General features: G+C 37.4%; 22 protein-coding genes and 1 riboswitch. Of the genes, 17 read left to right on the top strand and 5 right to left on the bottom strand.

The genetic code is table 11. From position 1 onward, the window contains the following. The first annotated feature begins 68 nt into the window (after positions 1-68). From QRX23_RS04365 to QRX23_RS04385, 5 genes are all read left to right on the top strand, one after another. Entirely contained in the window at positions 69-701 is a 633-nt protein-coding gene (locus QRX23_RS04365; RefSeq protein WP_150190733.1) for a hypothetical protein, read from the top strand. A 193-nt stretch (positions 702-894) separates the two neighbouring features. Then, positions 895-1,044, top strand: coding sequence for a 50S ribosomal protein L33 (gene rpmG / locus QRX23_RS04370; protein ID WP_002827335.1), 150 nt, complete (start codon positions 895-897; stop codon positions 1,042-1,044). Between the two features lie 2 nt (positions 1,045-1,046). After that, positions 1,047-1,316, top strand: coding sequence for a 30S ribosomal protein S14 (gene rpsN / locus QRX23_RS04375; protein ID WP_002827333.1), 270 nt, complete (start codon positions 1,047-1,049; stop codon positions 1,314-1,316). Positions 1,317-1,465: 149 nt separating this feature from the next. Beyond that, the gene (locus QRX23_RS04380; protein WP_150221850.1) at positions 1,466-2,656 is read left to right on the top strand and encodes an SAM-dependent methyltransferase; all 1,191 of its coding nucleotides are present in this window, start codon (positions 1,466-1,468) and stop codon (positions 2,654-2,656) included. Positions 2,657-2,753: 97 nt separating this feature from the next. Continuing rightward, a complete protein-coding gene (locus QRX23_RS04385) occupies positions 2,754-3,860 on the top strand; it encodes an SLC13 family permease (protein WP_330156039.1) in 1,107 nt (368 codons plus the stop codon). Positions 3,861-3,985: 125 nt separating this feature from the next. Here QRX23_RS04385 and QRX23_RS04390 read toward each other — a convergent pair whose 3' ends face one another. Continuing rightward, positions 3,986-4,642 (bottom strand): NAD(P)H-binding protein, encoded by a 657-nt coding sequence (locus QRX23_RS04390; protein ID WP_131473631.1) that lies wholly within the window; start codon positions 4,640-4,642, stop codon positions 3,986-3,988. 201 nt (positions 4,643-4,843) lie between these two features. Between QRX23_RS04390 and QRX23_RS04395 the strand changes: the two genes are divergently transcribed. The 7 genes from QRX23_RS04395 (at position 4,844) to QRX23_RS04425 (ending at position 14,041) form a co-directional block, all read left to right on the top strand. Next, positions 4,844-5,659, top strand: a complete 816-nt coding sequence (locus tag QRX23_RS04395; RefSeq protein ID WP_150190738.1) for an AraC family transcriptional regulator — start codon at positions 4,844-4,846, stop codon at positions 5,657-5,659. 142 nt (positions 5,660-5,801) lie between these two features. Beyond that, a complete protein-coding gene (locus QRX23_RS04400) occupies positions 5,802-7,223 on the top strand; it encodes a glycoside-pentoside-hexuronide (GPH):cation symporter (RefSeq protein ID WP_330156040.1) in 1,422 nt (473 codons plus the stop codon). 31 nt (positions 7,224-7,254) lie between these two features. Beyond that, complete coding sequence (locus tag QRX23_RS04405; RefSeq protein WP_150222802.1) at positions 7,255-8,421, top strand: galactokinase; 1,167 nt, start codon at positions 7,255-7,257, stop codon at positions 8,419-8,421. Positions 8,422-8,438: 17 nt separating this feature from the next. Beyond that, on the top strand, positions 8,439-9,944 hold the full coding sequence (locus tag QRX23_RS04410) for a UDP-glucose--hexose-1-phosphate uridylyltransferase (RefSeq protein WP_330156041.1): 1,506 nt from the start codon (positions 8,439-8,441) through the stop codon (positions 9,942-9,944). Between the two features lie 91 nt (positions 9,945-10,035). Beyond that, positions 10,036-10,608 carry a TetR/AcrR family transcriptional regulator gene (locus QRX23_RS04415; protein ID WP_002827324.1) on the top strand — a complete coding sequence of 191 codons (573 nt, stop codon included), beginning with the start codon at positions 10,036-10,038 and terminating at the stop codon, positions 10,606-10,608. Between the two features lie 129 nt (positions 10,609-10,737). Next, the gene (locus QRX23_RS04420; RefSeq protein ID WP_330156042.1) at positions 10,738-12,069 is read left to right on the top strand and encodes a dihydrolipoyl dehydrogenase family protein; all 1,332 of its coding nucleotides are present in this window, start codon (positions 10,738-10,740) and stop codon (positions 12,067-12,069) included. A gap of 355 nt (positions 12,070-12,424) precedes the next feature. Beyond that, on the top strand, positions 12,425-14,041 hold the full coding sequence (locus QRX23_RS04425) for a peptide ABC transporter substrate-binding protein (RefSeq protein ID WP_330156043.1): 1,617 nt from the start codon (positions 12,425-12,427) through the stop codon (positions 14,039-14,041). A gap of 82 nt (positions 14,042-14,123) precedes the next feature. Here QRX23_RS04425 and QRX23_RS04430 read toward each other — a convergent pair whose 3' ends face one another. Beyond that, entirely contained in the window at positions 14,124-15,842 is a 1,719-nt protein-coding gene (locus tag QRX23_RS04430; RefSeq protein ID WP_330156044.1) for a hypothetical protein, read from the bottom strand. A gap of 124 nt (positions 15,843-15,966) precedes the next feature. On the opposite strand from QRX23_RS04430, the gene QRX23_RS04435 reads away from it, so the two are divergent. Further along, on the top strand, positions 15,967-16,590 hold the full coding sequence (locus QRX23_RS04435) for a pyridoxamine 5'-phosphate oxidase family protein (RefSeq protein WP_330156045.1): 624 nt from the start codon (positions 15,967-15,969) through the stop codon (positions 16,588-16,590). A gap of 53 nt (positions 16,591-16,643) precedes the next feature. Continuing rightward, positions 16,644-16,688: riboswitch (PreQ1 riboswitch) on the top strand. An 8-nt stretch (positions 16,689-16,696) separates the two neighbouring features. Next, on the top strand, positions 16,697-17,197 hold the full coding sequence (locus QRX23_RS04440; protein ID WP_330156046.1) for a QueT transporter family protein: 501 nt from the start codon (positions 16,697-16,699) through the stop codon (positions 17,195-17,197). A gap of 48 nt (positions 17,198-17,245) precedes the next feature. On the opposite strand, the gene lepA is transcribed toward QRX23_RS04440, so the two are convergent. Continuing rightward, entirely contained in the window at positions 17,246-19,027 is a 1,782-nt protein-coding gene (lepA, locus tag QRX23_RS04445; protein ID WP_330156047.1) for a translation elongation factor 4, read from the bottom strand. A 261-nt stretch (positions 19,028-19,288) separates the two neighbouring features. Between lepA and QRX23_RS04450 the strand changes: the two genes are divergently transcribed. Then, on the top strand, positions 19,289-19,558 hold the full coding sequence (locus QRX23_RS04450; protein WP_002827312.1) for a hypothetical protein: 270 nt from the start codon (positions 19,289-19,291) through the stop codon (positions 19,556-19,558). A 111-nt stretch (positions 19,559-19,669) separates the two neighbouring features. On the opposite strand, the gene QRX23_RS04455 is transcribed toward QRX23_RS04450, so the two are convergent. Continuing rightward, positions 19,670-21,604, bottom strand: a complete 1,935-nt coding sequence (locus QRX23_RS04455; RefSeq protein WP_330156048.1) for a glycoside-pentoside-hexuronide (GPH):cation symporter — start codon at positions 21,602-21,604, stop codon at positions 19,670-19,672. 181 nt (positions 21,605-21,785) lie between these two features. Here QRX23_RS04455 and QRX23_RS04460 point away from each other — a divergent pair, with 181 nt between their 5' ends. Then, positions 21,786-24,005, top strand: a complete 2,220-nt coding sequence (locus QRX23_RS04460; RefSeq protein WP_330156049.1) for an alpha-galactosidase — start codon at positions 21,786-21,788, stop codon at positions 24,003-24,005. A 78-nt stretch (positions 24,006-24,083) separates the two neighbouring features. After that, on the top strand, positions 24,084-25,028 hold the full coding sequence (locus tag QRX23_RS04465) for a Dyp-type peroxidase (RefSeq protein WP_330156050.1): 945 nt from the start codon (positions 24,084-24,086) through the stop codon (positions 25,026-25,028). A 54-nt stretch (positions 25,029-25,082) separates the two neighbouring features. On the opposite strand, the gene QRX23_RS04470 is transcribed toward QRX23_RS04465, so the two are convergent. Next, positions 25,083-25,733 (bottom strand): DUF3862 domain-containing protein, encoded by a 651-nt coding sequence (locus QRX23_RS04470; protein ID WP_330156051.1) that lies wholly within the window; start codon positions 25,731-25,733, stop codon positions 25,083-25,085. Between the last annotated feature and the right edge of the window lie 111 nt (positions 25,734-25,844).

The following is a 25,844-nucleotide window of genomic DNA, read 5'->3' on the forward strand; positions in this document are numbered from 1 at the left end:
CGTTATATTGGTGTAAGAGCTTTTTGCTCTTTTTATTTATAAAAATTTATCAAGATAAGGAGATCATCATGCAGCCGTGGTGGCAGAAAAAAATTACTGTGGGAGCGGGGATGGTTGGTAGTCTCCTATTAATCTTACAAAGTGTTTTAGGAACAATTGTTTGGCCAACATATAAAATTAGTCAATTTCCTCTGGCGATGTTAACAGCCAAGGGAACGCCTTATGAATATGTCTTTAAAACATTACAATTAGTTGCTGGTGGCTTGGTATTAGTTACGCTCATTGCCCTCATTAGATACGCCTTAGCAACCAAAAAAGCGACATTTGATCGAGATTTAAGGGTGTTAACTCTTTCTTGGTTAGTTTGGCTATTGTTGCAATTTGTATGGCCCATTTCAATTGACGTTGCGATTACGACAACACCCGTGTCGATACGTGATATTGTATTTGGTTTGCTAATAATTATTATGGCATTTGCAATGATTCAATTAGGAAAATCAGCAAGAAAGAATCGTTTCGAATCGCTCCGCAACGCATTGACATTACTAGGTATTCTGTATGTTTTATTTAATTTCCTATCTTATGTCGTGACGTTGTTGGGATGGCCAATTCATGGCTTTTTAGATGTGATGGCCAATGATATATTGGCAGTGGCAATGGGATTCTTGAGTTGGTATTTTATGCGACTAGCGGAATCTTAATGATCAAAAGAAAAATTTAATTTTTTGGTTCAAAATGCTTGCTATTTATTGAAAATGTGTGTAATATAATTATTTGTAATTTACTAGCTATATTGTAACGGCGCAAGCTTGGGGATTAGCCCAATGCAGCTAATCCTGTCGTTCAAATTAGTGGTAGGGGGCACCCTACAAATAAATTCAAGGAGTTATGTTAATGCGCATTAACATTTTATTAGAAGCCGCCGAAACTGGTGAGCGTATCTACTTGACTTCTAAGAACCGTCGTAACACGCCAGACCGTTTGGAGTTAAAGAAGTATTCTCCAAAGTTGCGTCGCGTTACTGTGTTCAAGGAGGTAAAGTAATCATGGCTAAAAAGTCAAAGATCGCTAAGGAAAAGAAGATCGAAGCAACTGTAGAGAAGTACGCTGCAAAGCGTGCTGAACTAAAGGCTGCTGGTGATTACGTTGGGTTGTCAAAGTTGCCTCGCAACGCTTCACCTGTTCGTATCCACCGTCGTGACAAGATTGATGGTCGTCCACGTGCATACATGCGTGAGTTTGGTATGTCACGTTTGAACTTCCGTGACTTGGCACACAAGGGTCAAATTCCTGGTGTTAAGAAGGCTTCATGGTAAAATTTTTACCATAAAGCAAAAAGAGTATTCACTTTATTGTGGATACTCTTTTTTTTTGCATAAAAATGTTTTTTAAAGCAGTTAATCAGCAAAACTTGACACCAGGGTATACAATAGAAGTATATTTTTATTGCGAGGTGTGAAAAGAGATGTTACAAAAAAAGGTTTTAAATAAGCTTCTTGCAAGTGCGTTTGATATGCCAATCATGGTGACATACTGGGATGGCAAGACTGAAAATTATGGTGATGGGCTGCCACAAATTCATATTACATTCAATAAGAAGCTTGATTTAAAACGGATGGCGAAGGTGCCAACATTAGAACTAGCTGAAGCATATATGAAACGTGATATTGAAATTGATGGTAGCATTCAAGATCTTGTCACCGCAGCGTATCGACAAGCAGATAGCTTCTTAACCGATCAAAGTGGTTTCACAGGATCATTGATCAGCAAGTTTACTTCTTCGCATGATAAAGAAACATCTAAAGAAGATATTCAAAGTCATTATGATATTGGTAATGATTTTTATAGAAAATGGTTAGATGATACGATGACTTATTCATGTGCCTACTGGGCGCGTGATGATATGACGCTTGAAGAGGCACAAATTGCCAAAGTACATCATATTTTGGATAAGTTAAATAGTGAACCAGGCAAAACATTGCTTGATATTGGTTCAGGTTGGGGAACGCTTATTATTACTGCTGCCCAAGAGTATGGGTTAGAAAGTTACGGTGTGACGCTTTCTGAGGAGCAATATGCCTATACCTTGCAACGGGTAAAGGAATTAGGCTTGGAAGATAAAGTACATGTTATGCTAAAGGATTACCGTGACATTGACCAACAGTTTGATTATGTCACGTCTGTGGGCATGTTTGAGCATGTTGGTAAGGAAAACTTGGGTGAGTACTTTAAAGATGTTGCGAAATATTTGGTACCAAATGGTCGGGCATTAATTCATGGTATTACAGGCCAACATTATGGGGCAGGTGTGGATCCATTTATTGAAAAGTACATTTTCCCAGGTGGTTATATTCCAAATATAGCTGAGAATGTGACACATGTCTTAGACGCTGGCTTGCAATTGGACGATATTGAACCATTGCGGCGACACTATCAAAAAACGCTAGAACACTGGACTGAAAATTATCATAAAGTTTATGATGAAACGATTAGTGAATATGGCGAAGAATTTGCTCGTATGTGGGATCTATATTTGCAGGCTTGTGCAGCTTCATTTGAAGCCGGTAACATTGATGTCATGCAATTCTTAATGACAAAGGGTGCTTCAGGTCAAGGATTGCCAATGAATCGTGCCTTCATGACAGCCAGAGATTAAATCTTGCATGTATGATAGAATAAAATGATTTATAAAGGTTGGAACAAAAGAAGCTGTTCCAACCTTTTTATGCTAAAAATAATAAGGAAAATAGCGTATGCAGACACTCATTTATAAAATTCTCAACGATCGTACATTGTGGGTAACGACAGCGTTGTTCATCATCAGTTTGTTTTTTGGCAACATTCAGTTACAAGACATTGACATGCAAACGATACTTGCATTGCTGTCATTAATGATTGTCATCAACCTATATGAAGAAGAGGGATTGTTAAAATACATCGCAATTTCAATTATTAGAAAGTGCCAAACCACACGGCAAGTGCAATTAACTGTATTTCTATTAGTTTTCTTTAGTGCGATGTTTTTAACAAACGATGTGGCCATCATCACATTTATTCCTATCTTTGTAGTTATTGCACAAAAAATTCATGTTAAAGCGGTCCTACCAATTATTTTATTAACAGTGTTTGCTAATTTAGGTAGCGCCGTAACACCTTTTGGTAATCCGCAGAACATCTACCTAAGTAGTCATTATCATTTACAAATCGGTTCCTTTTTTCAGATGTCACTACCGCTGGGATTAATTAGTTTGATGCTTGTGTTGCTAAGTAGTTTGTTTTTTCGCTCAGAAAGTCTAGAACAATTAACCCTTGATTTACCAGTTATTAGGACCAAACAAACGATTTTGTTAGTTGTTGGTAGTCTAGTTGTTTTAGCGGGTTTGTTACATTTGGTACCCATTATGGTCTCGTTATTAGTCAGCATTGTCTTAACCCTAATCATTAATAGACAAAGTTTTTTGCATGTAGACTATGGCATTATTATTTTGTTTATTGAATTATTTTTAATTGTGGGTGTACTAAGTCGCATACCAATGATTGTCTCGTTATTCAAAGGACTTACGCAAACGGTTAACGGATCATTTATTTCAGGGGTGATACTTAGTCAATTTATTAGTAATGTACCAGCAGCTGTTTTATTGAGTGCATTTACTAATCGCGTCTATGCAGTGTATCTAGGTGTTTCAATTGGTGGGCTAGGCACACTTATTGCCTCATTGGCTAATTTGTTGGCATGGCGTCAATATCGGCGACAAGTTGGCGAGAAGAATGACAATTTCTCGCTTAGGTTAATGACTATTAATTTATTATTGCTAATTATTTTTATCTTATTGGGATTTTTAATATTAGCCGTTGCATAGAGTGTGACAAAAGCTATTTATGCTATAAAATTTGTGCGCTTATAATTAAGACATTTTTAACTAAAAAAGGTTGGAACATTTGCTTTTGTTCCAACCTTTATTGTATCCCGAAAGATAATTGAATTTTAACCGTTTGTTACGATAAAACGTTCTTGCTTATGAGCGGGGGTAATGATTTCGTCAATAATGGCCTTGGCCATTGTCTCACTAGTTGTTTGTGAACGTCCCTGTTCATCAAATAGCATGTCATCTTTACCATAAAGTATTTTTGTTGCTAACTCTCCTGGGACAAATAGTTGTCCTGGAGAAATACCAGTCCAGTTAACATTTTTAACGTCCTTTAAGAAATTCAACTCATATAGTTGGTTTTCTGGAATGCTTTGCCAAGCAGCATTGTTTGGATCAGCTTTGATATCATCATAGGCATAGTGGCGTTGCTCACCATTGCCAACAAATGAGCTACCGGCACCCAAAATAAAGATTAAACGTGGTGAATCTGTTTCACGAAGTACAGCAACTAAATGTGCCGCTAAATCTGTATGCAGATAGGCTTGTTCTGGTGCGGTTGCAAAGGCATCTACAACAACATCAAATTGCTCTAAATCAGATTTTGTTAAATTAAAAGCATCGGTTTCGAGAATTTGAATATCGGAACCTAAATTTTGTTTTGCCTTATCGGCATTGCGGACAATTGCTGTGACATCAAGACCAGCGTTTTGAGCAGCTTTAAATGTTGCTGAACCCGCCATACCAGTAGCACCAATAATACCAACTTTAGTCATAAAAAACCTCCCAATTAATAATACTATTTAATTACATTTTATAAGTAAAAATTAAAAAAAGCAAATTGCACAAATCAAAATTATGAAAAATATCAGTAATAAGCTAAAATAATGAGTAGATGTCTAATTATATGAGTATCAAATTCGATAGTGGAGATATCATGAATAGTGACATTATTAAGAACAAAGTGAGGAAAATATATGCGTGCCTATTTTAATTTAGATGCTAATGATTTTCCGGTCACAGTTGAACATATCGGTGCCGAATGGCCACAGGATCAAATTATTAGATATCAGGGATTTCCACACTTTCATTGGTTGCAAACCGAGAAAGGGGTTGGTGACTTTTGGATTGGTGATACACACTTGGTTTTACCAGAAAAAGCAGGTGTATTAGTATCTCCTGGCGTTGCCCATCGCTATGAATCAGCTAATATCAATGAGCCGTGGGAAGTGATTTTTGTGACTTTCCAAGGAAAATTTGCGGATGATTTTAATCAACAAATGATGAATCACGATTATGTCTATATCCCTCCTGAAAGAGGGGTTGAGTTTGTCCAGCAAGTGGAAAAGATTATTGCAACATTAGACTCAAATCCAGTCGATAATGAATGGGTATCAGCTTTATCGTATTATCTACTGTTATCATTGGGACGTGAAGAATCATATCATGTCAATGTTAATCATCCTGATTTTATTCGCTATGTTAAACCAGCTATGACCTATATGTCTGAAAATTTTGCGACGCAATTGACGATTACATCAGTCGCAAAACATTTAAATGTGACACCACAATATTTAGATCGGGTGTTTCAAAAAATTATGCATCTGAGCCCACAAGAGTACTTACTTCAAATTAGGATTAGCCATGCTAAGAAATTATTAGTTTCTCAAAAACATCTGCGCGTTGTCGCTGTTGCCAACGAAAGTGGCTTTCGTGATGCCGCATATTTCAGTCGAATTTTTAAGCGAGAAACTGGCGTAACACCACTTAATTTTAGAAAATGGCAAACATAATGACAAAAAATCCATTTGAAACAAAGTGAGCATAATTTCAATTTGTCCTTTTTTTTGGTTCAAATTAAGCAAATATAATTTTGAAAGCGCTTTATCATTAATAATGTAGATATGCACAGATGTGCTTTGGAGGAATTATATTATGAAACAGGTAAAACAGTACTTGTCCTACGCGGCAGGAGCTTTTGGTCACGATGCATTTTATGCAACATTAAGTACATACTTTATGATGTTCGTGACAAGTCAGTTGTTTAACACTTCGGATGCAGGGTTTAACGACAAGATGATCGGTTGGGTCACTGGTTTGATTGTTGCACTTCGTATTGTAGAAATTATTTTCGACCCAGTTATTGGTGGTGTTGTTGATAACACACGTACACGTTGGGGAAAGTTTAAGCCATGGTTGGTTGTTGCTGGATTAATCAGTTCAATTCTATTGGTTGTTATCTTTACCGACTTTGGTGGATTAAACGTTAGCCACCCAGTACTATACATTGTCTTGTTTGGAATCGTATTCATTACTTTGGATGCTTTCTATTCATTCAAGGACGTGGCTTTCTGGTCAATGTTACCAGCCTTGTCATTGGATAGTAAGAAGCGTGAAAAGTTTGGAACAATTGCTCGTTTCGGATCAACCTTAGGTCAACAAGGTGTACAAATTGTTGTTATTCCTTTGGTAACAATGTTCTCACTAGCATTTGTTGGTTCACATGCTGAAACTAAGACTGGATGGTTCTGGTTCGCAATTGTTATCGCTGTTGTTGCTTATCTTGGTGTTATGCTAACGGTTTGGGGAACTAAAGAAGAAGATAACATCATCCGTAAGAACACTGAAAAGTCAGGTATTAAGGCTATCTTTACTGCCGTAGCGAAGAACGATCAATTGATGTGGCAAGCATTGTCATACTTCTTGTTCGCCCTAGCTTACGTTTCAACTAACTCAATGTTGTTGTACTACTTCAAGTATGTCATGGGTGCAGGGGACAAGTTCTACTTAGTTGGAATCTTTACAGCTATTGAAGGAATTATTGCCGTTGCGATCTTCCCAACATTATCAAAGTTTTTCTCACGTCGTACAATCTTTACGACAGGTGCAATCATCATGCTTGTTGGTTATGCACTATTCCTATTCTCATCAAATAGCTTGCCATTGGTATTGCTAGCTATTACGTTGTTCTTCTCACCATATCCAATCTTGTTCTTGGTTGTTTTGATGACAATTACTGACTCTGTTGAGTATGGACAATTGAAGTTAGGTGTTCGTAATGAATCAGTGACATTGTCACTACGTCCATTGATTGACAAGTTAGCTGGTGCCTTTGCAAATGGTATCGTTGGTATTGCCGCTGTTGCTGCAGGTATGACTGGTTCAGCAAAGCCTGAAGATATCACTGCCGCTGGTATGCAATCATTTAACTTGTTTATGTTCTATATTCCAATCGCTTTGATTATCATCTCAGTACTTATTTACTGGTTCAAGGTTAAGTTGACTGAAAAGAAGCACGCTGAGATCGTTTGTCAACTTGAGGAACGTTTACGTAAAGAAGAAGCAGAAAAGAATTAATTTAAAAAAGGAATTTTAAAGGTATTTAATTATGACTCTTACAAAAGAATTAGGCGAATCATTCGAGCGTCGTTTTGGTCATCCAGCAGAACACTTTTTCTTCTCACCAGGTCGTGTTAACTTAATTGGTGAGCATACTGATTACAATGGTGGTCATGTGTTCCCAGCTGCTATTAGTGTTGGAACATACGCAGCAGTTTCACTTCGTGATGATAATGAAATTCATGCATTTTCAGCAAACTTCAAGGATGCTGGCATGGTTTCTTTTGCAAAGGATGATTTGAAGCTTCGTCAATATGATAGTTGGGTAAAGTATGTACGCGGTGTGATCAGTGAATTAAGTAAACTGGGTCATGAAGTACCACGTGGATTTAATCTAGCCATTGTTGGTGATATGCCAACTGCTTCTGGTTTGTCATCATCAGCATCATTAGAGTTGTTAATTGGTGTTATGTTGAATGATTTGTTTGATTTTGGTATGGATACCTTGTCATTGGTAAAGCTTGGTCAAGCAGTAGAAAATGATTATCTTGGTCTTCAAACTGGAATCATGGATCAATTTGCCGTTGCCTTTGGTCAAGAGAAACAAGCAATTTTCTTGGATACAAACACAATGGACTACGAAATGGTGCCAGCTGATTTTGGTGACTATGAGCTAGTTATCATGACCACCAACAAAAAGCGTGAATTGGTAGATTCAAAGTATAATGAGCGCCGTGCTGAAACACAAAAGGCACTTGAAGAATTACAAGCTGTCGCTGATATTAAGTCACTAGGTGATTTGACGACTGAAGAATTTGAAAAGATTGTTGATCATATCAGCAGCCCAGTTAACCAACGTCGTGCTCGTCATGCAGTTGCTGAAAATGAACGTACTGTATTGGCAAAGAAAGCCTTATCAGAACATGATATGAAGCGCTTTGGTGAATTATTGACAGAGTCACATAATTCATTACGTGACGATTACGAAGTGACAGGTATTGAGTTAGATACCTTAGTTTCAGCTGCGATGGCACAACCAGGTGTCCTAGGTGCTCGTATGACTGGTGCTGGATTTGGTGGTAGTGCAATTGCGTTAGTTGCTAAATCTGAAGCTGACAACTTTGCTGCAGCTGTTGGTAAAGTATACGATGAAAAGATTGGTTATCAAGCATCATTCTTTGTCGCTGATATTGTTGATGGTACCCATGCCTTGTAGGAGGCCGAAGTTTTAAAATGAAGTCATTGAATGAAGAACAAAGTCAAGCTGTAATGGATTTCGTTGCGTGGGGAGTAGCCATGCATGCTTATTCAGAAGCTGAAACGGTTTATCGGACGAATCTTGTGTTAGCCAAGCTGGGTGCTAATAGCCTGGTTCAAGGTTTGACAGGTCATACAGACACTAATTTAAGTGATTTAGCTGATCAATTGATTGCAGTCCAAGATACTGATTTTGAGATGGGATGGCAAGCAGCCATTGATCGTACGGAATTGCTAAATATTGTGACACCAACACCAGATGTATTGGCAGCTGAGTTTGAGCGTTTGTATAAGGTTGATCCTGAACAAGCAGTGAAGTATTACTACTTTATTAGTGAATCAGTCGAAAACGTTAAAGTGAAGGATATTGCTCGTAATATTGCTTTTACCCATAATTCAAAGTATGGTGATATTGAAATTACGATCAATCTTTCAAAGCCTGAAAAGACAACTGCTGAGATTAAAGCAGCCGCTAGTGCACCAAAATCAACTTATCCACCAACTGCGTTAGATTATACTAACGAAGGGTATCTTGGTACAGTAACTGCGGCACCACGTTTAACACATCGTTTTATTCGTGAAAATTTCAGTAATGAAACCTGGGGATGGCATTACTCACCATATGCATATTTTGAAGAACACGCTATTTTCGTGAACTTCAAACGTCAGCCAATGCAAATGGGTCTACGAACATTTACGCGTTTGATGCAAATTGTGACACGTTATCCAATGTATATGGTTGGTTCAAATGCTGACTTACCAATCGTGGGTGGATCAATTTTGTCACAAGAACATTATCAAGCGGGACGTCATGCATTTCCAATGATGAAGGCAGATGTGAAACAAAAGGTTGCCTTATCGGAATATGAAAATGTTGAGGTTGCTGTATTAAACTGGCCGATGACTGCGTTCCGAGTTTCTTCGACTGATGCGGCAGATGTTGTTGCTGCGAGTGAATTTATTCGTCGTGCTTGGGAAAAGTACTCTGATGAAAAGCTAATGATTCATGCAACTAGTGCTGAGGGTGATCGTCAACATACGGTTACACCAATTGCTCAGTTTAAGGATGGCAAGTACGAGTTGTACTTGGTTCTTCGTGATAATGGGACTTCTGAAGATTATCCTATGGGAATTTTTCATCCCCATGCAGATGTACAACACATCAAGCAAGAAAATATTGGTTTGATTGAGGTGATGGGATTGGCTATTTTGCCTGCACGTCTCTTAAAGGAACTTCAGAAAGTTGAAGACTTCTTAATTGACCGCGCATCACTTGATGAAGTTGCTGAAGGTCACCGTGCTTGGGCACAACAAATTAAGCAGGATCGTCAAGCAAGTCCAACGACAGTTACAGAAATTGTACAAGAAGAAGTTGGTAAAGTGTTTGTTCGTGTGCTTGAGGATGCTGGTGTATATAAGGATGATGCTAACGGTCAAGCTGGATTAGACCGTTTCATTAAATATCTCGCAAGTGCTGAATAAATCAGCTGATTTTAAAACAAAATGATAAGAGTGAACAGAAATTTACATGTTCACTCTTATTTTTTTAGATTAAACAGGCTAAAATAGAGATATGAGACAACGAGATGAGAACAAAATATCAGCTTTATCAAAGGCAGCTATTGATTTAGTTGCGGAACAAGGAATCATCAATTTAAGTATTAATAAAATGGCCAAGCGGGCGGGAGTATCGGTTGCTACGGCATATGTTTATTATGACAACAAAGCAGACTTATTAGGAAAGTTATTTCAACAGGTTCAAAATCTGCTAATTAATAATATGACAATGCCTGCAGTTGATTTGCCCATAAAAGAGCAATTTGCGCTAATTTTAAGGCAATATGCCGCACGCTTTAGGAATAATGTGAAGGAGGTTGAATTTCTAGCAGCAATGTTAGCAAATCCACAATTTTTACCATCAGATTTACAGAACAGTGGTTCATTATTAAATAATGAACTATTAACAGTTATTACACAGGCATACCGTCAAAAGCTATTGGTGACGGGTAGTGTCGACCTGATTGTGGCACAGACCATCCAGCCAATGCAATGGCTATTACAATCACGCATACAAAATGGTTTAACAGTTTCGGATGCAGAAATTGAAGAGTTTATTACAATGGCAACAAGGGCAATTTTTAAGTAAGTCCTAAAAAATTAAGCTAAAATAAATGCACGTCTGATACTTTTCTTATATACTAGATGTAACGGTTGATTTAAGAGATATCAGCTGATTGAGGATTTTTAGTAAAATTCCACGGGAGGAAGAAACAGAATGACAGCATATGATTATGATGTATTGTATATCGGTAGTGGTCATGGAACGTTTGACGGGGCAATTCCACTAGCGGCTAAAGGTAAGAAGGTAGCTGTAGTTGAACAAGACTTAATTGGGGGAACATGCCCAAATCGTGGATGTAACGCCAAAATCGTTTTGGATTCTCCAGTTGCTTTAAAGCGTCATTTAGAAGAAGTTCACGGTATTGTAACTGGTGACGTTACAATTAATTGGTCAGAAAATCAGGCACATAAGCATGAAGTGATTGCTGGGTTGCCAGATTTTATTCAAGGATTATTGGATTCTTCAAACGTTGATATCCTATTTGGTCGAGGCACCTTAGTTGATAACCATACAGTAAAAGTAAATGGCGAAGAAAAAACGGCCGAAAACATTGTTTTGTCAACAGGTCTTCGTCCAAATCGTTTGAATATCCCAGGTGACGATTTAGCTCACGACTCAGAAGAATTTATGAACCTTAGTGAAATGCCTAAGCGTGTCACAATTATTGGCGCTGGTTACATTGCAATGGAATTTGCAACAATGGCACAAGCAGCTGGGTCAGAAGTAACCGTTATTTTACATGGTGATAAGGCGCTTCGTGCTTACAACCAACCTTATGTAGAATTAGTTATCAAAGACTTGACATCAAAGGGTGTAAAATTCATTCGTGAAGTCGAAGTGGAAGCAATTGTCGGCGGTGCGAATGGTTTGGTTGTTCGTGGTAGTGAGTTAAACATTGATACTGATTGGGTGCTAGATGCAACTGGACGAATTCCAAATGTTGAAGATCTAGGTCTTGAAGAAGTTGGCGTTAAGTTTAACGAAAAGGGTATTGAAGTGGATGATCATCTTCGTACTTCAGTTTCAAATATCTATGCCTCTGGTGATGTCATTGATAAGGTACAACCCAAGTTAACGCCAACAGCAATCTTTGAGTCAACTTACTTGATGCACACTTTTGCCGGTGAGACTACTGAAGCCATTCAATATCCTGTAATTCCATCAGTTGTCTTTACTTCACCTCGTATTGCCAAGGCTGGAGTGACTGTTGCTGAGGCACAAGCAAATCCAGATAAATACACAATTGTTGAAAATGACTTGGCTGGCGATTGGTATCGTCAAGTTGAAAAAGAGCAAATTGGTCACAATACGCTTATTTTTGATGCTGACCACAAATTAGTGGGGGCAACTGAGGTATCGAATAAAGCAGAAGATGTCATCAACGCATTGCTACCAGCTATTGAGTTTAAGTTTGGTCCTGCTGAACTAGAGCGCATGGTTTACTTGTTCCCATCAATTGCTTCACAAGCATGGGGTCAATTGTAAAAATAAGTTCAATCAATAATATCAATTAAATAGTTTAAATATTAAGCAGCTGAATTCCGCGTGGGTTTGGTTGCTTTTTTGCATAAAAAGTTATTTATCAATGATTCATTGGGTTTGTTAGTAAATAAAAAATGAGAAAATAATGAGTTTATGAAATAAAAGTACAAAATAAAAATGAATGCTATTTTTATAGATAAATGTTGGTATATCAACGTTTATATTGTGATTTATCGTTTGATAATATTTTTACATTAAAATAAATTTAAAAATTCTGTTGACTATGATTTAAGTTTATTATATGATTATGAAAAATTTATTACACATAATTAATTTGATTAGGAATCGGGGAATGATTATGAACAAAGCATTAAAGGTGAGTGCCTTATTATCTGGTGCGGTAATTTTAGGATCTACTTTTGTACCAGTAACAGCCAGTGCAGCAAAGTATAAGACGATTAACTGGACTGAAAGTGCTGATATTGGAACGATGGATCCTTCTAAGACAACAGCTGCCATTGACTTTAATTACTTACAAGCCACTGGTGAAGGTTTATACCGTCCTAGTAAAACTGGTACACCAGAACTAGCAGCGGCAACCTCTGTAGATAAGTCATCTGACGGATTGACCTTAACTTACCACTTACGTGACATGAAGTGGTCTAATGGTGATCCAGTGACTGCTAAAGACTTTGTTTACGGTTGGCAACGTACTAATGATCCAAAAACAGCTTCTCAATATGCTTACTTATTCTCAGGTATTAAGAACGCTGACGCTATTCAAAAGGGAAAGATGCCTGTAAGCGATTTGGGAGTTAAGGCCATCGATGATAAGACCTTGCAAGTAACGCTTGAACGTCAAATGCCACAATTGGAATCAGTTTTGACAATGGCTGGTTTCTATCCTCAAAATGAAAAGTTTGTCCAAAAGGTGGGTAAGAAGTACGGAACAGCAGCTAAGTACACGTTGTCAACTGGACCATATATCTTGAAGAACTGGAATGGATCAAATAACAAGATTTCTTTGGTTAGAAATCCCGGTTACTGGGATGCCAGTGCTGTAAAGACTCCAAAGATTACCGTACAAACGATTAAGGATCAAAATACAGGTTATAACTTGTTCAAGTCGAAGAAGGTTGATTACACAACGCTTTCAAGTGATCAAGTTAAGACTTCAAAGAAAAATAAGGCTTATACAGTTATTTCACAGGCAACAACTGATTATCTTGAATTTAATGAAAAGCGTAAGCCTTTGAATAATGTGAACATCCGTAAGGCATTGTCAAAGTCAATTGACCGTGAGACGATGTCATCAAAGATTTTAGTTGGTAGTGGTGAGCCAGCCTATTCATTTACAGCTGCTAACCTAGCAAAGGATCCAACAACAGGTAAGGACTTTGCAAAGGTTGCATCTGATAAGAGTGCAACGGGTTATGATCTTAAAGAAGCTAAAAAATTGTGGAAGCAAGGCTTGAAGGAAACTGGTAAGAAGAAGGTTACCTTGCAATACTTGACTGACGATTCTGATGGGGCTAAGCGTTCAGCTGAATTCGTTCAGGCACAAATGGAAAAGCTACCTGGATTGAAGGTAACGATTAAGACAGTACCATTTAAGCAACGTTTGTCACTATCAGAGACTAAGAAGTTTGATATCGTGAACACACTTTGGGGTGCTGATTATGCAGATCCATCAACATTCTTAGACTTGTATAAGTCTGATTCAGATTTCAACGATGGTAGTTGGAAGAATACAGACTATGACAACATTGTTAATGCTGCTGAGACAACTGATGTCAGTGATAAGGCAAAGCGTTTCCAAGATTACGCCAAGGCTGAAAAGATTATTCAAGATGACGCAGCCATTGCACCATTGTATTACCAATCAAAGCCATCACTATTGAACACTAAGGTTAAGGGTGTTGTATCAAACACAGTTGGTGCACCATTCGATTGGAAGTGGGCATACAAGAAGTAATTTAATTATAATTATTTAATTGTATAGCAAAAGTAAAAAGCAACCGAATTCTTCGTGAATTTGGTTGCTTTTTTGTGGTACTTCAAAATGTCTTTTGACGCATATTTTTTTTAATCCGTTGGTAAATAATATAAGCGATGTAGCAAGCTAAGATAAACCAAGATAGTTTATTAACAGTCATTAAATTCATAAACCATTTTGCTGGTTGATAAGATAATTGCATAACATTTTCACCAACTTTACTACGCACTTTGACGGCACCAATTTTGGTTAATTGATAGCCGTGTGCAGATAAAGGTTTGCCGTTCAATTTCAATCGCGTATGGGCGTATTTAATGACATTAATTGTTTTATAGTTGGGATTCGTTGCATACCAAAGGATATACAATTTTTTATTCTCAACGTACTTTACAAATGTATATTGTTGTCGGGCAATTTGTTCATTGTATTTTTTGTAGGGCTTTTTCACCTTTTTCGCACCATTAACCGGTAGATAATCAGGCGTGGGTTTCCAAACACTATCTAGTAGGACATGCAATCTTTTGTTGGCGTAGAAACTTTGTCGGATGGTTGTTTTTGTGGCATCTTGATGGATTTTATTTTTATCCGCAAGAACTTTTGGTGTATGCCAGATAGCAGCTTTTTTATGGACAATCCCAATATTATTTGCCAAAATGCAGATTATTGCAGTTATTAAAATTACAGATAACTGCTTTTTATTAAATAGTAAATCGTCACTTGTGGTTAAGGTAAGTCCTAAACCTAATAAAAGTAAAACAATGGCTGTTGGCAGTAAACGATATGGGAACTGAAACAGACTAATAAAGTGGATTTTAAAGAGTGTATTCCAAGGGATAACGGAAGAGGATAATACTAAGCAAATGGTACCAATTATTGTGACTGTTCGGATGACTAGAGTAGTATGGCGCCAATGCATTAATGTCATAAAAATTTGATAACCAAATAATAAGACATATGGGAAAAATAATTTTAGATTATCAATCGGAAAGGCAACACTACCACGTGACTGCGGTGTCTTGTTTTTAAATGGCGGAATTAGCTGGTTTCCCATATATACCTCAAGAAAACTGCCCCAAATATTTGCCGTTAAAAATATTGTACATAGTGCAGCGATGAGTGTACGTAAAAGAAGCCTTTTTTTATCTGTCGATTGTAAAATAGCGATAATAAAGAAAATAGTTAAAAGTACAATCAATAACAATGACGATAGGACATGTGTTTGCAACATCAAAGTAACAGCCAATGTCATTTCCAGGATATTTACTGGATTATCTTTCTCACGAACTAAGCGTGTGGCAACAGACACACCAAGTGGTAGAACTGCGGCTCCCCAACTTAAAAATTGTTGTGATATTGTCCAAGTAAAAATGACATAACTAAGCATATAGAGTGTGGATAATGGCATCAGGTAGCGTTGAGATACTTTATTTTGGATAAGTAAATAGTACATCATGCAGCCGGCAATAAACATCACCATAAAATCAGAAATAATTTGGTAAAGGAACCATGACCGGGTGAGCCACAAAATAAAACCATGTAGGTAAGCAAGTAGTGGGCCGTATATTGCATTGACAATGCGACCAGATTGGGTAAAACCATACATGGAAACAAAATACTGCCAATTATGATCATTGATTTGTGAAGCCATATCGTAGAAACGATTGAAGTGAAACAGTGAATCAGCACCTAAAATCAAACTATGGGAGTATATTTGCGGAGAAATAACAATTAAGGCAAATACAGCAATTATCAGAATGTTTTTGGTATGTTTTTTAATCATTTTGACCTCACATTTATACTAATGGGTATTTTTAATTACCTGACTATGTATAGTGTAACAATAATGTGTGTTTAGTAGAACGGTTATTTTGTGATAAGATTAATTTGTGAAGGAGAGAACAATTATGTATCCAAAGAGATTTATACAATTATTCATTATATTTTTTGTCACTATTTTTATATCACTAGCAATTGTTGACTTATTTCATGTGAGAGAATTTTGGTTACAAGGCATACTGGTAACTATTGTTGGCTATATTATTTTAATTATTCCGTTAACAACGTTGACTATTTTAAAACAACGAAAAAAGTTTAGCGGACAAACCGATAATGATCGAGATGATATTTTTAATAAGACGTTAGCAAAACTAGAAAATGTTTTTGTCCTGGCAACAAAAGCATCAGATGGGAAATTGACAGCTAGCATTGTAACTTTCAAACAATCAACAGTTAATGAGAATGTTTTCTATATTGTCACTGACTCGAATTCAGAGCGGACAGCAAACATTGCTCAAAATGGGGTGGCTGCTCTAACAACATGGTATGATAAGCAAACTGGGGCTAGATTGAGTTCAAAGAATGTCTCAGCAGCTGTTGTTGCGGATGATCAAGTAGCAACAATGTTACAAGAACACCCTGAGATTAAAGCATTAGGTGAAGATTTTTCTAATCATGTAATTATTCAATTAACTTGCCAGTCTGTTTTAATTGAATCATTTCGGGATCAGCCTGTTGCAGTATCCTTTTAATTTTGTCGCTTAGTTGCAATTCTTATTTGATAGTGCTATTTTTAATAGCAGTGATATCAGTGGTTCGTAACCATCCCACTTAAAAAAACTAGGAGTAGTAGAAACTATGGAACAAAAAACACATCAAGTTAGTTCAGCAAGAAATATTGCGGTGACAGCGGTCATTGCCGCACTTTATGTGGTGGCAACCGTTGCCATCCCGTTTGCATCATATGGACCGGTACAATTACGATTTTCTGAGGCCTTTAATCATTTAGCAGTATTTAATAAGCGTTATATTGTTGCGATAACACTGGGCGTGTTTATTGCTAACATTTGGTCACCGTATGGCATTATTGACATGATTGTGGGTACTTTGCAGACGTTATTGATGTTATCAATCTCTTATTACTTAGCAAAGCATGTTACGAATATTGTGACCCGCTTGGCAATCAGTACCATCGTCGATACCTTAATGATGTGGGTTATTGCTGCTGAGCTATACTATGTTGCAAAAACACCATTCTGGGCAACTTATGCTTGGACGGCATTAGGTGAATTTGTTGCTTTAGTTATCGGCGCGATCATTGTGTACATCATTAGTCGGACAATTGATTTAGAAAAATAATCTTAAATAAGTAAAACCCGCTCACGAAAATGAGCGGGTTTTACTTATTTAATTACTATTCATTTCTAAAATCGCATCAAAAACAGCTTGTGGTAGTTCGATATCACTTTTTTTAACACCTTGACGTCGCATTTGCTGCTGCTTTTTTGATACTTTAGTACCTGAAGCTTGAGCTTTTCGCAAAGGTGGAACATCTGCACGAGCAATAGCGCGTCCTTCAACAATTGCTTGTACAGGCATCGCTTGCAATTTACGTGGAATTAGGTTTTTAAGTTTATCAACAATCTCAACGCCCATCCGGTTAGCTTTCAAGCGATGTACAACGAATGTCAAGGCATCAATCTTGGCATAGTCGATTGCAATGTCAATTCTGACTAAATCTGAGGGTTGATATTGATCAAACGTTGTTGAAAGGGTCGCAAAGCCATGTGAAACCGACTTTAATTCATTAAAGAAATCATATGCAATTTCAGAAATTGGCATTCGGTAAGTAACTAATAGCATGGCACCGATAGTTTCTAAATCTACTAATTCACCCCGACGACCTTCGGCTAAGCGCATGACATCATTCAACATTTCATTTGGCATCGTCATTTTGGCTAACATATATGGTTCTTCAACTAATACAATTTGGCCATAATCTGGAAATTGGGTGGGGTTTTCAACATAGATTGGCTCGTCTTCATTTTTAACGGTCACACGGTAAGTTGAATTTGGCATTGTGGTCAAGACATCCAGACCGAACTCTTCTTTTAATCGTTCACGAATAATTTGTAAATGGAAGATACCTAAAAAGCCACCACGGAACCCCATTCCCAATGCTTCTGACTGTTCAGGTTCGTATTGAAAGGCGGCATCATTTAGGGCTAATTTTTCAATACCAATTTTTAAATCTTTAAATTCACTACCACGAGGATAAAGTCCGGCGTATACCATTGGCTCAACATCTTGATAACCAGGTAGGGCTGATGCGACAGGTTGTTTTGCAAGTGTAATCGTATCACCAACTTTAACCGCGTCAGGGTCTTTAATACCTGTCACAATAAAACCAACATCACCAGATTTTAATTGCTTGATTGGCGTCATTAAAGGGGCGAAGACACCCATTTCTTTAATGCCTGATTTAATTTGATTAGCCATAAATAATACCTGATCATTACTATTTAAAGTACCTTGTACGATTCGCGCCTGTACAATAATACCTTTATATGGATCAAATTTTGAATCAAACACGAGAGCTTGTAAATCAGCGTGTTCATCACCTTTTGGAGCAGGAATACGGTCACGAATAGCAGTTAGGACAGTATCTACGTGTAAACCACTTTTAGCAGAGATTTTAATGATGTTATCTGGTGTAAATGCATCATCCAAGTCTTCAAGTTGCGCGATAGTTGCATCAACTTCCGCAGCAGCTGTATCAATTTTATTAACAATTGGAATAATAACTAAGTTAGCTTCTTTTGCAAGACGATAGTTAGCAACAGTTTGTGCTTGAACACCTTTAGTTGCATCGACAAGTAGCAACACACCGTCAGTAGCTGATAAACTGCGGGATACTTCATAGTTGAAATCAACATGTCCTGGAGTGTCAATAAGGTTGTATTGGTATTCATCACCGCGTTCATCGATGAAGTAGTTTCGGACAGTTCGTGATTTAACCGTGACACCATGTGCTTTTTCAACGCTCAAGTCATCAAGTAGTTGATCTTCAGCTTCTCGTTCTGAGATGGTATTTGTCATTTCCATGATTCGATCAGCAAGTGTCGACTTACCATGATCAATATGGGCAATGATGGCAAAATTACGAATAAATTCTTGACGTGTAGACATTTTAGCTCCTTAAAAAATATATAGTGCTCATATTATACCATTTTCATCAAAAATTACGGTTTTGCATTTCGTAATGTCACGTATATACGAACATTATTTTAATTTAATGGTCGTTATTAACTTAAAGACAATAAAAAACGAATTAAATTTAAGGTTATATCTAGTAAAGTTAGCTTTATTTTATTTGCTAAAAGTGTTAGTATAGTTTGCATAGGAGTTGTTGTTGATATTTTTAGCCTGATAATTGGGAGGAAAAGTACAATGGATTACGCAACTGGTGCAATGGGTCCAAGTAGTTTACATTATAGTTTCGAGAAGACAGATGTTGCTAACTTTATGACTGGGGGTCCACAAACAATTACACAGCCCGAAGTAAATGATAAGTTAATTGCACATTTTCATGATCTTTGTGAACGCCACCCAACATGGACGTTTGGTCAAATAGCAAGTGGTTTGCATGTAGATGCTGCAACACTACGACAAATTGAGATCATGACAAATAGTCGGTTGCGCTCTGCAAGGGCTCGTTAAAAGAATATGGATGATTGAGATTGTCTATTAAAAATTTTATTTTTGATGACATTTTAAGACCCACAACTTTTCGAATTAAAGAAAAGTTGTGGGTCTTTTTTGTTAATTAAATTAATAGCGACCAAGCTTCAAGATAGGTGTTGACTGTTCTATCAAAGTATTTGGTTCTTCAAGTAATTCGAAAGTTGTCAAATCATCAGAATTGGTAATGGTTACAATGACTGTGTCATCTAAACCAGCATCTGTGATTGATTTGTCCCAGAATTCAATTAATAAATCACCTTTATTAACGTGTTGACCACGTTCAAAGTAGGATACGAAGCCCGTTCCTTGTAGCTTAACAGTATCTAAACCAATGTGGATCAATGTAACAATACCAGTGTCAGATACGATACCGACAGCATGACGAGTTGAGAAGGCAATACGTATGGTACCATCAAATGGTGCATAAACACGACCGTCTGCTGGCTTTATTGCAAATCCCTTACCTAAATCGCCAGAAGCAAACGCTTTATCATTAACACGACTTAATGGTAGTAGGGTACCTGTGACCGGCGTGTAGTAGATTGACTCGCCTGCAGAAAGTTCTGGTAGTACCTCAGTCACTGTTTCGTTAGTATCGTTAAACTGCTTACCCCAAGTACGCTCAAGTTCATCAACAATTTCAGCATGCTTTGCTTCTGTTAAAGTAACCTTCTTGAAGAAAACAAAGACACCAGCAACAATAATGATAATTGGAATACCAAACATAATTGTCTTAAAAGTCAATGAATTTGCATGGGTAATCGATGCAGCAGTTGCACCACTAGTCATCCCAGCAACAACGGCAGTTAGTCCAACGACTCCATTTGAAATGGCACCAGCTAATTTATCAAGTAGGGGACGGATTGACAAAGTTAATGATTCGTCACGGTGTCCCAACTTTAGTTGACCATATTCAACTGAGTCAGAAATAGTCATTAGAACAACTAAGAACACAAGTGGTTGTGGAATGGCGAATAATTCAGCAGCAACTAGAATAACGGGTAGTGATTTACCAGCAAAGATAAATACAACCAAGCCCAAGAGCATGATACCAACACTCCAGAAGAATAGCTTACGGCGATTTAGCTTATCAGCCAACTTAGGGAATAATGAAACAGAAATCAAACCAGTTACCACGTTCAAGCTTGCTAGGATTGAGAATGACTTTGCATCACCTAGAATGAAAGTGAAATAGTAAAGCTCAAGTGAGTTAACCAACGTCATACCTGTTGTATAAAGACCATAAGCAACAGCCGTCCACATCAATTGGTCATTTTTGACCAAAATCTTAATAACTTGCTTAACTGTGGTTTTTTCTTTGTTTTGGCGTAGCTCTGAATCAACTTCTTTTGTACCAACACCAACTGCAATCGCGCTGATCCAGGCAACAACAGAAATAATAATGGCGAACCATAACCAGCCACGAGTATCTCCGGTACCACCATTACTTTTAACTGAGAAAAATAGAACCAGAGGCATAACCACGACACCAACTAAATTAGCACCAAGGGTTGAACCAATTCGTGCAAAGGTAGCCGTCTTTTCACGTTCACGTGAATCGAATGTTAAAGCAGGGATCATTGACCAAAAACCAATGTCCTTAAATGAATAGAAGATATCCATCGTAATGTAGATAATAGCGAATAAAATTAGATAAGCCATTGGATTTGATTTGTTCAAACCACCCATGCTTGTAAATAAAATGATTAACGCAATCGAACCAATTGTTCCACCAATAACCACCCAAGGTTTAAATTTACCCCAACGAGTTCTGGTATTATCAATTGCATTACCAATAAATGGATCAATTGCTAACTCTACGAAACGTAATAAGAAGATGATTAATGTAATGGCACTAATCATTTTATTATTAGTTGCTGAATTGCCACCACTAAATAAGTGAGTGGTGACGAACATGATGAAGTAGGTTGATAATGTTGCGAAAAACACATCATTACCAAATGCTCCAAAGGAATATGACCAACGTGATAAAGCTGACTGTTTGCTATTTTCAGTCTTCATGACGCAAATTCTCCTTAAAATTTATTAAATTGTCAACTGTTTAATTGTAAGCGCTTTCATAAGACAAAGCAAGTATTTTTTAATGTTTGTCACTTAATCGGCAAGCGGTTACAATATCAATAGAGAAACTATTTTTACTTTGCTAGATTAAGGATGATTAATCGCATCTATGGAGGGGTATATGGAAAAGGCAGTCATCACATTTGATAACACACAACGCACATTCCATCTGAGAAATGAAACAATTTCTTATTTAATGTCAATCGAAGAGGGAGAAATTTTAAGTCATCTATATTTTGGGAAAAGGGTGACAGGATACCATGGGTCTCGTCATTATCCTAGGTATGAACGTGGCCTATCACCTAATTTGGCTGGTCGACCAGGGGAAGTAGATCGTTTTTATTCAAAGGATGTTTTACCACAAGAATTTGCAGGTAATCAGACTGGTGATTTTCGGAGTCCTGCAATCATTATTAAATCAGCAGATGGGGCTTTGGCAACTGATTTTCGTTATGATTCATATGAGATTTTTTCCGGTAAACCAGAATTAGAAGGTTTGCCACAAACATACGTAAAACAAGATGATGAAGCACAAACATTAGCAATTAAGCTAAAAGACAAAACATTAAGGGCATCGGTCGTACTCTACTACACAATTTATGCAGATCGATCAGTGATCACACGATCAACTCGTGTCTTTAATGAAAGTGAATATTCATTCTCTATTGAGAAGGTCGCATCATTACAACTTGATATGCCCAAGCAAGAAATGGAAGTCATTTCATTTCCTGGTTCACAATTTCATGAACGTCAAGTAGAGCGTGCACCGTTGCGTCAGGGCATTACAGAATTCAGTAGTCGCCGTGGTGCGAGTTCACATCATATGAACCCATTTGTAGTAGCGGTTGATCCAAATACAACTGAGCAAACCGGGGAAGCTATTGGTGTGCAGCTCGTCTATTCAGGTAATCATCAATTTACTTTTGAAAAGGATTATATCGACCAAGTTCGTTTGGTCACAGGAATCAATGAAGATGGTTTTAGTTGGCAATTAGCACCAGAAAAGAGTTTCCAATCTCCTGAAGCCATATTGGTTTATTCAGATAAAGGGCTAAATGGGATGTCACAAACATATCATCACTTGTTACGTGAGCGTGTTGCTCGTGGTAATCATCAATATCAAGATCGCCCCATTGTCATTAATAATTGGGAAGCAACCTATTTTGATTTCAGTGCAAAGAAAATTGAGGCAATTTTAGATGAAGCTGCCCCATTGGGAATCGAAATGTTTGTGTTAGACGATGGTTGGTTTGGTCAACGTGACGATGATCGTCGGTCATTAGGAGATTGGTATGAATACACAAGTAAGCTAGCTAGTGGTGGTGGCTTGCGTGGCCTAGCTGAAAAGGTACATGCTAAGAATATGGCCTTTGGTTTATGGTTTGAACCTGAGATGATTTCAGAAAATTCTGATTTGTATCGTCAACATCCAGACTATGCAATTCATATTCCGAATCGACCAATGTCACTTTCAAGAGATCAATACGTTTTGGATTTTTCTCGACCAGAAGTTGTCGAAAATATTTATGAACAAATGACTGCAATTCTTGATCGGGTACCAATTGATTATATTAAGTGGGATATGAATCGTCATATGACAGAAGTTTACTCTACTGTTCTAAATAGTGAGCAACAAGGTGAGGTGGCTCATCGTTATATTCTTGGTGTCTATGATTTAGTGGATCGGTTGACCAAGCGTTATCCTGATATTTTATTTGAAGGTTGTTCAAGTGGTGGTGGTCGTTTTGATGCGGGGATGCTTTATTACTTCCCACAAACATGGACCTCAGATAGTACCGATGCTGCTGAGCGAATTAGAATTCAGTATGGGACGACATTTGGCTATCCGGTATCTAGCATGACTGCTCATGTGGCGGCAGTCCCAAATCCTCAAACACAACGAATAACGTCATTAGAAACGAGAGGTGATGTTGCTAGCTCAGGTGTCTTTGGTTATGAACTAGATGTCCAACAAATGTCGGCAGAAGAGAAAGAGATAGTTAAACAGCAAGTTGCTTTCTATAAAGAGTACCGCCATCTAATTCAATATGGTGATTTTTATCGTCTAAAGGATCCATTCTTGAGTAATGAGGCTGCGTGGGAATTTGTTAGTCCAAATGGTAATGATGTTTTAGTTTATCATTTTAGGCTACTTGCCTCATCACAACAGAATTTTACGATTACCAAACTAGTTGGTTTAATCCCCGAGGGCATTTACGTTGATCAGGAAACTGGTGAAAAGTTCTCTGGTGACGAGTTAATGAATATTGGACGTTATGACGACCCAACCCAAGCTGGTGATTTTACTGCTCAAGTTCGGACTTATTTCTTAGAGGATTAAATTCGTAGAATTATTTTAAAAGGGATACAGCTGTTGTATGATTAAGGTGTATCAAATAATATTTTTTGGAGGAATAAAATGTTTAATGCAAATTTAGCACAAGATGTTTGGAAAGACCCAGGCAAAAATGTTTCATTTATTGTTTTGGCATTAAACCATCAAGATTTAGCTGATGAGCAGGAACATATTGCGACCTTTGCTGATATGTCTCAGTCGATTATTCGATCAATGCGTATTCGTAACCCTCAGTCTGGATTACAAGTTGCCATTGGATTTAGTAATAAGGCGTGGGATTACCTATTTCCTAATGCTAAAAAACCGAAAGAATTAGAGACTTATCAAACGTTAACTGGTGCTGAATATAGTATGCCAGCGAGTGATGGTGACATTTTTTTGCATATTCGGGCAAGTGAAGAGGCTGTTGTCTACGAAATTGTTCGTCAATTTATGAAATTGTTATCACCAGTGACAACGGTCATTGATGAAACGAAGGGATTCCGATACTTAGAGGGGCGTGCCATCATTGGCTTTATTGATGGAACAGAAGCGCCAGCTATTGAGGATGCTGCCGATTATGCGATTATTGGGGATGAAGACCCAGATTTTGAAAATGGTTCTTATGCATTTGCTCAAAAATGGCAACATGATATGGCGTTCTGGGAAAAACTGTCTGTGGAACACCAAGAAAAGGCAGTTGGCCGTCATAAATTTGATGATATGGAATTAGATGATGAGGACAAACTTGAGAATGCGCATAATGTAGCTTCTAAACTAGAAATTGATGGTGAAGAGCAGAAAATTATTCGCATGAATGTACCATTTTCTGATCCAGCATTAGATTATACGGGAACTTATTTCATCGGTTATGCTAGGCATTGGCAGGTTACAAAGCAGATGTTGGTCCAAATGTTAGAGAAGTCGGATTTTCTACTAACATTTTCAACACTGCTAAGCGGTCAATTATTCTTTATTCCATCAAGAGATACACTTGCTGATATTGCGGATGGTAATTTCTTTGATTAAATAAAAATAGGTTTGAAATTCATTTAAAATGAGTTTCAAACCTATTTTTATTGACTAGCGTAACTTTTCTTGTGATTTATCAACAGCAGTATTATGAGATGAAAAATCGATAGACACAGTACCGTTGGCACCACCATTAGTGTTATGCCAGACGGCGTTAGTCTGTACTTTACCATTAATCCGAGCGATGGTGAGGACAGCAGGTTTACCATATTTACTAGTTAAACTAGATAATGAATCACCAGCATGTTCTTGGTCATTCTTGTCTTCAAGTTCAACTGCATTATATGTAGTCATCGTCCATTTTTTTGCTAGGTTGATTGTTTTTGAGTCTAACAGTGTTTTAGAAGTTAATTTAGCTGTTCTTGAGCTATCTTTTTGACTCATAAATGTTAGCGTGACACCAGTATAGTCACCAGCGATATTTTTCCAAGAAACAACTGTCAAGATATGGTTGTCAGCTTTTGTCTTAGATTTTTTATCTGGGCGGCCATATTTTGCCACAATAGATTCGTAGCTTGAACCGCCTTTGCCAGTTTCATTAAAGTCACCAACTTTTAATTGGTCAAATGATTTTTTGGTCCATTTATGAGAACTAGCGGTGTTATCACTGCTGCCAGTTGTACCTTGATAATGATCTGAAACAACCACGATTAGGATAATTGCAATAATGCCTGCAATGACGGTAATAATTTTCTTTTTCATAAGTCTATATCTTTCTTTATTCGAAATAATCTTAATTAAGAATATCATAAAAACGTTACCATGTAACGCATACAAGTTATTTGTTACATAATTTAGTAGTCATCATCAAAC

It is taken from the genome of Weissella paramesenteroides, from assembly GCF_036327715.1.
In the GTDB taxonomy this organism is placed as follows: domain Bacteria; phylum Bacillota; class Bacilli; order Lactobacillales; family Lactobacillaceae; genus Weissella; species Weissella paramesenteroides.

Coding starts and splice junctions, on each gene's coding strand:
- rpsN (WP_002827333.1), top strand. CDS start 1,047: ATGGCTAAAAAGTCAAAGATCGCTAAGGAAAAGAAGATCGAAGCAACT.
- rpmG (WP_002827335.1), top strand. CDS start 895: ATGCGCATTAACATTTTATTAGAAGCCGCCGAAACTGGTGAGCGTATC.
- QRX23_RS04405 (WP_150222802.1), top strand. CDS start 7,255: ATGACTCTTACAAAAGAATTAGGCGAATCATTCGAGCGTCGTTTTGGT.
- QRX23_RS04440 (WP_330156046.1), top strand. CDS start 16,697: ATGGAACAAAAAACACATCAAGTTAGTTCAGCAAGAAATATTGCGGTG.
- QRX23_RS04380 (WP_150221850.1), top strand. CDS start 1,466: ATGTTACAAAAAAAGGTTTTAAATAAGCTTCTTGCAAGTGCGTTTGAT.
- QRX23_RS04465 (WP_330156050.1), top strand. CDS start 24,084: ATGTTTAATGCAAATTTAGCACAAGATGTTTGGAAAGACCCAGGCAAA.
- QRX23_RS04395 (WP_150190738.1), top strand. CDS start 4,844: ATGCGTGCCTATTTTAATTTAGATGCTAATGATTTTCCGGTCACAGTT.
- lepA (WP_330156047.1), bottom strand. CDS start 19,027: ATGTCTACACGTCAAGAATTTATTCGTAATTTTGCCATCATTGCCCAT.
- QRX23_RS04400 (WP_330156040.1), top strand. CDS start 5,802: ATGAAACAGGTAAAACAGTACTTGTCCTACGCGGCAGGAGCTTTTGGT.
- QRX23_RS04460 (WP_330156049.1), top strand. CDS start 21,786: ATGGAAAAGGCAGTCATCACATTTGATAACACACAACGCACATTCCAT.
- QRX23_RS04420 (WP_330156042.1), top strand. CDS start 10,738: ATGACAGCATATGATTATGATGTATTGTATATCGGTAGTGGTCATGGA.
- QRX23_RS04470 (WP_330156051.1), bottom strand. CDS start 25,733: ATGAAAAAGAAAATTATTACCGTCATTGCAGGCATTATTGCAATTATC.
- QRX23_RS04425 (WP_330156043.1), top strand. CDS start 12,425: ATGAACAAAGCATTAAAGGTGAGTGCCTTATTATCTGGTGCGGTAATT.
- QRX23_RS04390 (WP_131473631.1), bottom strand. CDS start 4,642: ATGACTAAAGTTGGTATTATTGGTGCTACTGGTATGGCGGGTTCAGCA.
- QRX23_RS04365 (WP_150190733.1), top strand. CDS start 69: ATGCAGCCGTGGTGGCAGAAAAAAATTACTGTGGGAGCGGGGATGGTT.
- QRX23_RS04410 (WP_330156041.1), top strand. CDS start 8,439: ATGAAGTCATTGAATGAAGAACAAAGTCAAGCTGTAATGGATTTCGTT.
- QRX23_RS04415 (WP_002827324.1), top strand. CDS start 10,036: ATGAGACAACGAGATGAGAACAAAATATCAGCTTTATCAAAGGCAGCT.
- QRX23_RS04435 (WP_330156045.1), top strand. CDS start 15,967: ATGTATCCAAAGAGATTTATACAATTATTCATTATATTTTTTGTCACT.
- QRX23_RS04450 (WP_002827312.1), top strand. CDS start 19,289: ATGGATTACGCAACTGGTGCAATGGGTCCAAGTAGTTTACATTATAGT.
- QRX23_RS04430 (WP_330156044.1), bottom strand. CDS start 15,842: ATGATTAAAAAACATACCAAAAACATTCTGATAATTGCTGTATTTGCC.
- QRX23_RS04385 (WP_330156039.1), top strand. CDS start 2,754: ATGCAGACACTCATTTATAAAATTCTCAACGATCGTACATTGTGGGTA.
- QRX23_RS04455 (WP_330156048.1), bottom strand. CDS start 21,604: ATGAAGACTGAAAATAGCAAACAGTCAGCTTTATCACGTTGGTCATAT.